The sequence below is a fragment of the Treponema sp. UBA785 genome, assembly GCF_002297065.1.
Lineage (GTDB): Bacteria > Spirochaetota > Spirochaetia > Treponematales > Treponemataceae > Treponema_D.
The window spans coordinates 85903-91591 of the sequence record NZ_DBJD01000057.1; the positions used below are offsets into that span (position 1 = coordinate 85903).

6 protein-coding genes and 1 tRNA gene are annotated in these 5689 nt (G+C 38.6%); 4 read left to right on the plus strand and 3 right to left on the minus strand.

Annotated features, from left to right (window positions below; translation table 11 throughout):
- Positions 1–89: 89 nt before the first annotated feature.
- Positions 90–773 carry a tRNA-uridine aminocarboxypropyltransferase gene (locus tag B2X33_RS04640; protein WP_296667974.1) on the plus strand — a complete coding sequence of 228 codons (684 nt, stop codon included), beginning with the start codon at positions 90–92 and terminating at the stop codon, positions 771–773.
- On the opposite strand, the gene B2X33_RS04645 is transcribed toward B2X33_RS04640, so the two are convergent.
- The 3 genes from B2X33_RS04645 to B2X33_RS04655 form a co-directional block, all read right to left on the minus strand.
- The gene (locus tag B2X33_RS04645) at positions 766–2454 is read right to left on the minus strand and encodes a glycoside hydrolase family 3 protein (RefSeq protein ID WP_296667991.1); all 1689 of its coding nucleotides are present in this window, start codon (positions 2452–2454) and stop codon (positions 766–768) included. The two genes, B2X33_RS04640 and B2X33_RS04645, sit on opposite strands and share 8 nt — an antisense overlap.
- A 9-nt stretch (positions 2455–2463) precedes the next feature.
- A complete protein-coding gene (gene trxB, locus B2X33_RS04650; RefSeq protein WP_296017764.1) occupies positions 2464–3417 on the minus strand; it encodes a thioredoxin-disulfide reductase in 954 nt (317 codons plus the stop codon).
- A gap of 130 nt (positions 3418–3547) precedes the next feature.
- Positions 3548–3620, minus strand: a tRNA-Cys gene (locus B2X33_RS04655).
- A gap of 76 nt (positions 3621–3696) precedes the next feature.
- On the opposite strand from B2X33_RS04655, the gene B2X33_RS04660 reads away from it, so the two are divergent.
- Genes B2X33_RS04660 through B2X33_RS04670 form a run of 3 tightly spaced genes read left to right on the plus strand, consistent with a single transcriptional unit; the run spans position 3697 to position 5676 of the window.
- Positions 3697–4548: a GNAT family N-acetyltransferase gene (locus B2X33_RS04660; protein WP_296017756.1), complete on the plus strand. Its 852-nt coding sequence runs from the start codon at positions 3697–3699 to the stop codon at positions 4546–4548.
- 31 nt (positions 4549–4579) lie between these two features.
- Positions 4580–5113, plus strand: coding sequence for an NUDIX hydrolase (locus tag B2X33_RS04665; protein WP_296667977.1), 534 nt, complete (start codon positions 4580–4582; stop codon positions 5111–5113).
- 26 nt (positions 5114–5139) lie between these two features.
- Positions 5140–5676: a hypothetical protein gene (locus B2X33_RS04670; RefSeq protein WP_296667979.1), complete on the plus strand. Its 537-nt coding sequence runs from the start codon at positions 5140–5142 to the stop codon at positions 5674–5676.
- Positions 5677–5689: the final 13 nt, after the last annotated feature.

A 5689-nucleotide genomic window follows, 5' to 3' on the forward strand; every position in this document is an offset into this window, starting at 1 on the left:
GGCGAAAAGCCGGTTTGAGCGCAAAGTGTGCTCCCCCAAAAAAATAAAAAGCGGTTTCTTTTCGTTTGATTTTTTTTTATAATTTCAAAATGCGCGATTTTTGTTACAAATGTTTTAGACCAAAAGATAGTTGTGTCTGCAAAGTTTTAAAGCCTTTTGACCCTGGAATTAAATTTGTTTTTTTGATGCATCCGAAAGAAGCTAAAAGGCAGCGCACTGGAACTGGACGAATTGCTCACGCTGGCTTAATTGATTCTGAAATTATTATGGGCATTGATTTTACAAAAAATGAACGGCTGTGCGAGCTTTTGCAAGATCCGCAGTTTTTTCCAGTTTTGCTATATCCTGACCAGGATGCCTGGAATTCTAAAAAAGCAGGTTTTAAGGAAGAATTGAACGGCCGTAAACTTTTGGCGATTATCATTGATTCAACGTGGTTTTGTTCAAAAAAAATGATTAAACTTTCGACAAATATTATGGCGCTTCCAAAACTGAGTTTTTCCGGCGAATACCGTTCGATTTTTACTTTTAAGCGTGAACCGCATCCTGAATGTGTTTCGACAATCGAAACCTGCTATTATTTGATAAAGGAATTTCAGGAAAGCGGTCTTATTAAAAAGACCTCAAATCCTGAAAGTTTAATGGATGCTTTTAAGATGATGATAAAATTCCAGCTTCAAAAAGAAAACGACAGGATCGCAGGACTTTTGCCGAATACTCACGCAAATGACTACAAATTCACGAAGAAAAAAGAAATTCCCGATTTTAATTGAGCGGAAGCTCGCCGTCTGCCTCAAATTCTCCGTTTAGAGCGCCAAATAGCGCTTTGAAGGTGTATGGCGAATAACTGTAGCCTAGCAAAATTGTATCCGCCCACTTGCAGTTTAAAACCGGAACAGGAGAAAGAACCGACATTATTACGACTTTTTTGCCGAGTTTTTTTAAATGTTCTGCAATCATTGCGCTGCGTTCATTTGCAACACAGATTATTATTGTGTCATAGTTTTTTGCAGTTGTTTGAATATTTCGGCTCATCCAGTCTGCCTGATTTGGTCCCATTTCGTAGTCGAATTTGAATTCTGCACAGTTTGAATAACGTTTTTTTGCTTCTTCAAAAAAATCAGGAAACTGAGTCTGGCCAGCAAGCAAAATGCGTTCGTTTTCGTCAGGAGCAAAAGGCAGACATTTTCCTGATTTGTAGGCTGTTATTGAACGGCAAGCCTGGCTTAAAAAGAATTTTTGTCCTTCTTTGTCCGGAATTTTCTGGTCAAGTGTTGCTGGATCCGGATAAAGAGGAGCGGCATTATTGCTCTTAAAATAATTTAATTTGTATAAAATTACGCGTCTTGCGGCTTTTTGGACAGTTTGCTTAAAAGCCGTGCTTGATTCCATAAGAGAAAGGTTTGAAGTCCACAAACTTTCATTCCAGCGCGCAGTTGTAGAAGAAATTACAATGTCGTTTCCAGCTTCGATTGCAAGACGAAAAGCCCGGCTTAAACTTCCAGCGTACATTGTCGCTCCGTTCATCATCATATCATCTGTAATAATCAAACCTTCGTAGCCAAGACGATTGCGCAAAATGTCGGTCAAAAAAACTTTTGAAAGGCTCGCAGGTTCACCGTTTGAAATAATTTTGGGAAAACTCAAGTGACCGCTCATAATTGCAGGAATTTTTTCGGCAATTAAAAACTTAAACGGGACAAGCTCACGGTTTTCGAGGGTTTTGTAGTCAATGTCAATTTGAGGAAGATTTCCGTGGCTGTCGAGGCTTGTATCGCCGTGCCCCGGAAAATGTTTGGCTGTCGGAATAACTCCGGCCGCAATTGAACCGGCAGAAAAACTAGCGCCAAGCTGACCTACAAAATCAGGATTTGAGCCAAAAGAGCGGGGGCCGATTACCGAAGACTGTAAATTTGTATAATTGTCTACGGTCGGAGCAAAATTCATATTTATTCCAAGAGCCTTGATTTCGCGGCTTATGTAATAGCCAGAATAATAAGCGTCGATTGGATAACCGCTTGCGCCAATTGCCATATTGCCAGGAGTTTCGGAAGTTTCACCTTTTACATGACGAATCCATCCGCCTTCCTGATCGGTTGCCACAAAAAGAGGAATACGGAGTTTCCGAGACTGTGATTTTTTTTGCAGTGTTGCTACAGAACTTGCAACAAGCTGCGTATTGTCTGTGTTCCAGCCAAAAACTTTTACGCTGCCAAGTCCGCGTTCATAAACCCATTTTATTAAAAGCTCGCTCGGTTCTGCGCCTGCCCAGCCAAACATTAAAATCTGGCTCAAAAGTTCGTCATTGCTCATTTTTCCGACCAAAAAATCAGCAAGCTCTTCCGAAGGATAATCGCTCCAAAAATCCGCATCTTCAGGAATTTTTGTCTGCGAAAAACAAAAGCTAGCAATTAAAGCAAAAAATGCGCAAGCAAGGACAAGTTTTTTTTTCATCATATCTTTTTATTCACTTTTAGAATTTAACTGTTTTGAGTTTTTTAGCAATGTTACGTATTCGTGCGCCTGATGAGCAGCGATTGCCCCGTCTGAAGCTGCCGTAATAAGCTGCCGGAAAGGTTTTGCCCGAACATCACCGGCCGCATAAATTCCCGATACAGCAGTTTCCATTTTGTAATTTGTAATAAGATAACCGCCTTCGTCTTTTTTTAGCATATTTACAAGCTCTGTGCGCGGATTCATTCCAACAAAAATAAAAACAGCGTCGCACGAAAGTTCTATTTTTTCGCCAGAAATATTGTTCTTAAGCAAAACAGAATTTACTTTTGCTTTGCCGTTAATTTTTTCAACCTGAGTGTCATAAAGAATAGAAATATTTTTTACCTTTTGAATTTTCTGCTGAATTGCTTTTTGAGCACGAAGTTCTCCACGTCTGTGAACAAGAATTACGCTCTCTGCGAGCGAAGAAAGATAAAATGCTTCTTCGCACGCGCTGTCGCCACCACCAACAACGATAATTTTTCCGCCTCGAAAAAAAGGTCCGTCGCAGGTTGCGCAATAGCTTACGCCACGACCACTAAATTCTGCTTCTCCAGGAATTTCAAGTCTTTTGTGGGCTGCGCCAGTTGCAATCAAAACAGAATAAGCCGAAATTTTGCCATTTTCTGTCTCAATCAAAAATTTTCCCTTGATTTTATCTATTGAAAGAACTTTTGTTTTTTGAATTTCTGCGCCAAAACTCTCTGTCTGAGAAAGCATATTCTGAATAAAAGTAGAGCCTTTCACCGATGGGAAAAAACCCGGAAAATTTTCCAGATTAAAAATATTCAACGCCTGGCCGCCAGTTTCGCCGCAATCAATTAAAAGTGTAGAAAGTCCGCTTCTAGCCCCGTACTGCGCAGCAGTCAAACCAGCCGCACCCGCACCAACCACAACAAAGTCGTAAAAATCTTTTTGCATATTTTGATTATACAAAAAAAAATGCCCTTACTCTACATAAGGGCACATATATATAAACGGGAACAGGCTTTGCCATTGGCTCCCGGAAATAAAAAAGCGGAAGTAATTTTGCAATCACTACCGCTTTTTAAGGCGTCTAACAGAATCGAACTGTTCAATCACGGTTTTGCAGACCGTTCCCTTAGCCACTTGGGTAAGACGCCGTATTTGTTTAGTATATAAAAAATAAAATTTCGTGTCTAGTCTTTTTAATATTTTAACGGTAAAATATGTGGAAAAATGTTTATTGAGCTAATGCAGGATGCTGATAAAAACGAAATTCTCAGTTACATGCTTCCTTACGAAAAATTTTCAGTCATGCTTTATTCTGAAATTCTCCACGGAGGAAAATCAATCTACGTTTTAAGAGGAAATTTTGGAGAAATCCACGGAATTTTCAGCTGGTGGCAGGGAAGTTCAATTCACCACTGTCTGCCGGAAGTTTACGGAAAAAACCGCAACGAAATCGAAAGCGCCTTTGTAAATTTTTTTGAAGAAAATTCAATAAAATACATTTTTAGCATTTCGGGCGAAAAAAGCGGCACTTTAATGCTAAAAAAAATTCTCGAAAATCATTTTGGAAAAACTCCCAAAATTCAAATCGAATATTTTTTAATGGAAAACGGGCGTTTTGACTCTGCAAAAGACCTCGCAAGAATGAACCGCCAGCTTTCTGTAGAAAAATGCACCGAACAGGAAATTCCAAGAGTGTTTCCTCTTCAGGTTGAATTTGAAAAAGAAGAAGTTGTCTTTGAACCAGAACTTTTTAACGAAGATCATTGCCTTGCAAAATTTGAAAATTTTGTCGATGCAGGAGCAGTTTTTATCGGGAAAATCAAAAATATGCCGCTTTGCAAACTAACCGTAAGCGCTCAAGGAAAAAATTATGTTCTTTTAGGCGGAATTTTTACGATTCCAAAATACAGAAACTGCGGACTTGCAAAAGCGCTTTTAAACACTGTAAGCCAGAAATTCGCCGCACAGTCAAAAAAATGCACGCTTTTTGTAAAAACAGAAAATACAGCTGCAATAAAAGTCTACGAAAAAACAGGATTCAAAAAATTCTGCAATTTTGAGATTTTATATTATTAAACCAAAACATAAAAATTTTATGGGAGATTTTATGAACGATTTTAATTTATGCCCAAACTGCGGAAGCAAAAACATAAAAAATGTCAAAAACAGAAAATGGCTATGCCAGGACTGTGGTTTTGACCTTTACAACAACGTTGCAAGCGCCGTCGGTTTAATAATTTGCGACAAAGAAAACAAAATTCTTTTGGAAGAACGTGCAAAAGAACCCAAAAAAGGCTTTCTCGCTTTTCCGGGAGGATTTGTAGATCCGGACGAAACAGCCGAACAAGCCTGTATCCGCGAATGTATGGAAGAAATCGGGGCCAAACCTGCGGAATTAAAATATCTTTGCAGTTTTCCAAACACCTACGAATACAAAAATATCACCTACAAAACCTGCGACCTTTTTTTTGAAGCACTTTTACCAGAAAATACAAAATTTTCCGCACAAAAAAGCGAAGTCGCCGGCTTAAAAAAGATTTTAATTCAAAAAGAAGAAGATATAGACAACGCAAACCTTGCCTTTGAAAGCGCAAAAAAAACTTTAAAACTCTGGCTAAAAAAGGTAAACTCAAAAGGCTAAGACAATTTTAATCAAAAGGAAAAAATATGGACGTAAAAAACTTAACAATCGCATTTACAATCGCCGGCTACTGCATTTTTGCCGCGCTTATTATTTCAATTCCATTCAAAATTAAAAAATTAAAAAGTGAATGCGGCGAATTAAAAATGGCATTAAGGTCAGACTTTCCTTTGCGTTCAATTTTGACCTTTGCAGTCTGCGCGCTTTTGCTCGGAGTAATTCCATTCCGAAATTTCCAGCTTTATCTTTCGGTAATTTTTATTTTGACAGCGCTTTTAGGTTCAAGCATTGCGTCAAAACAAGTCGTTAACAGCGGAATAAACGGCATTTACGAAAATATGATAATCAGCGACACAACCGCCATAAAATACGAAAACATTCTCTCGTTGCCAACACTTAGCTACGAAAAACAAAAAGAAACGACAAATGTCGATTTCAGACATCTCGAAATTTTGACAAAAAGCGGAGCAAAAATCACTATGGTTTTTCCAAATGAACAGATAAGAAATCAGGCGCTCAGCGTAATTCTTGAACAGTGTCCGCGCCTAAAAACAGAAGAATAAACTAGGAGATAAG